The sequence below is a fragment of the Polaromonas sp. P3_C2 genome, assembly GCF_056402675.1.
This window is the reverse complement of the sequence record NZ_JBFUGX010000628.1, coordinates 1-2,397: the sequence shown is the minus strand read 5'-3', so window position 1 is coordinate 2,397 and position 2,397 is coordinate 1. Positions and strand designations below refer to the sequence as shown.

Below are 2,397 nucleotides of genomic sequence, written 5' to 3'. Positions count from 1 at the left end.
GACTTCATGCGCTACGGCCCCGATATCCAGGCACGCATACGCGCATGGTCGCAGGCCACGTCGAAAGCCGGGCAGCTTGCCGAAGAATATGCCCGGTGGCTGGAACGTCCGGACATGAACCTGGTTCATCATTTATAAACCGGCCGGAACACGCGCCTGGATGCAGTGTTCCCCCGGCGAGGCGCTCATAAAAAAGCCGCATGACGTGGCACGTCATACGGCGATTCCAGATCGCTGCCAGGCACATCAGCCTGGAGCGGAAGCCTCAAAACACGTGTGCAATACCCGCGTACAGCGACTTCGGGCTTTGGCCGACCGCCGAGAGCGCCAGGCCAGCCGAACTGCCACCGCCGCCGCTGATGGTGTAGCCTGCGTTGGCCTGGTTGCTGATCCTGGTCGCGCCGCCGTAGATCRTGGTTCGCTTGGACAGCGGATAGTCGTAGCGCAGGCCTATGGCCTTGGAATCCGAATTCGCCGTGGTCTTGTTTTTGAGCTGGCCGTAGGTGGCGATCAGCTTGCCTACGCCGACAGGTGCCGAGGCGCCGATCTGGTAAGCGTCAAGCGCGGGCGCACCAGTCGTGTCGCCGCGACGGCGCACAAAGATGGCAGACGGCTTGATGAACCCGAAATCGTAGGAGACAGCGACGTCAGTGTATTTATCGGTATTGCCGACTATGTAGATGGTTTTTTCCGTCAGGTAGCTGACTTGCGCCGCAAGCGTGCTACTGCTGTAGCCGGCTGCGATGTTGAGCACGTTGCCGGTGGACTTGGGTTGGCCGCCCGCGCCGGTCGATTCGCCGAAAGCATAAAACACATTGGCCTTGAAGCCGCTCCAGGTCGGCGTTGTGTACTGGATGGAATTGTCCCGGCGGGTGGTGGCGTCAGAGAGCGAGCCACCGTTGATACCTACGCCCGGCCCCGCGTAATAGTTCAGGGCGCCGGACATCGTGAATCCGGCAGGGTCAAAAGCCGCCATGGTTCCAAAATGCGGCGTGTACTGGCGGCCGATGTTGACGGCGCCGAAGTCACCACTCAAGCCCACGATCGCCAGGCGCTGAAACATGTAATTAGCCCCAGTCGGCACAGTGCTGGTGGGAATGGTCGCAGTACCTGTGCCAGCGCCCGTGTCTGTTAAAAAGCCGGCCTCCAGCACGAAATTCGCCTTCAGGCCGCCGCCGAGGTCTTCCGTACCGCGAAACCCGAAACGCGAACCCATGGCTCCCCCGCTGGAGACGCGTGTCACATTGCCGTTGCCAGCAGACGCGACTTCCAAATAGGTATCAACCGCGCCATACAGCGTGACGGAGCTTTGGGCCTGAGCGGCGCAACTGGCAGCGGACAGCACGGAAAGTGCAAATAGTTTGGTCTTCATCAGGTCTCCTAATGTTGTTGATATAAGCGTGCTTATCGATTCGACGCCGCCCTACAGGTCCCATGCACTGTTGTTTGCGGACAGCAAACACCGCGTGAAATCGCTAATCACTGCATGAGGTTAATGGGGTTTTAGTTATAAAAAATAAGTAAATAGTCTCTTGCCARCAATGACATTTATGGTTATAAAAAGTAATTAAATGATTTTGCGACTGATTCTTCGGCCAGAACGCAGCCTGGCTGCTCGCTACTGATCTGGCGATATAGCCGAGCATTGGCATGTAGCCGAAGAAAACATGCCAGAGCGGGAMGCTCAATACGGCGGCAGGTAGCCATGCGGCAACCGCTGGTTCAATGTTTTAAAGATGTCCTCCCAAGGCGGCGTACTTCCCCGGCGATACCGAGCACCATCACGGTGATCCAGAGCTTGAAAATATCCAGATTGACAGCAATGGCCGAAGCGTATCGGCAAGGTAAAAGCGGCCGTAGGTCAGGTACCAGTTGCTGTCGAGCAGCCAGCTTCTGAGCGTGGCACAGTCGTGATTGGCCAGCGCGTGGACACCGATGACACCATCCCACATTTCGATCGACGACAACCAGATCGGTGCAGGTCCCGAGCAGCAGCTCGAACAAGGCTCAGAAAATTACACTACCGAATGGAGTTGTCGGCTCGGCCGTCTCAATTATCGAAATTAATGCGTTCACGTTCGACGACGAGCGGACGTTTCATGACATGGGTCAGGATCGCGCCGACATATTCTCCGAGCAAGCCTATAAAAAACAGCTGTACCGATGCGAAAAAGAACACGCCTATCAGTACCGGTGCCGTGCCCATCGAAAACTGGTTCCAGAACAGCAGTTTGAGTAACAGATAGACGAGGGAGACCAGCAAGCTCAAGCCCGACAGCGCAAAACCGATCATCGTCGCGAGCCGTAACGGCACGCGCGAGTGAGAGGTAATGCCGAGCATCGCAATATCGTAGAGCGTATAGAAGTTGTTTTTGGTAATGCCCCGCAGGCGTCGCG

The 2,397-nt window shown here is 56.8% G+C and carries 1 protein-coding gene and 1 pseudogene; both read right to left on the bottom strand.

The genetic code is table 11. The annotated features are described in order from the left end of the window. Positions 1-265: 265 nt before the first annotated feature. The gene (locus AC1DWI_RS19960) at positions 266-1,372 is read right to left on the bottom strand and encodes a porin (RefSeq protein WP_477725552.1); all 1,107 of its coding nucleotides are present in this window, start codon (positions 1,370-1,372) and stop codon (positions 266-268) included. Between the two features lie 678 nt (positions 1,373-2,050). Next, positions 2,051-2,397, bottom strand: a pseudogene (locus tag AC1DWI_RS19955) (glycosyltransferase); the annotation flags it as partial.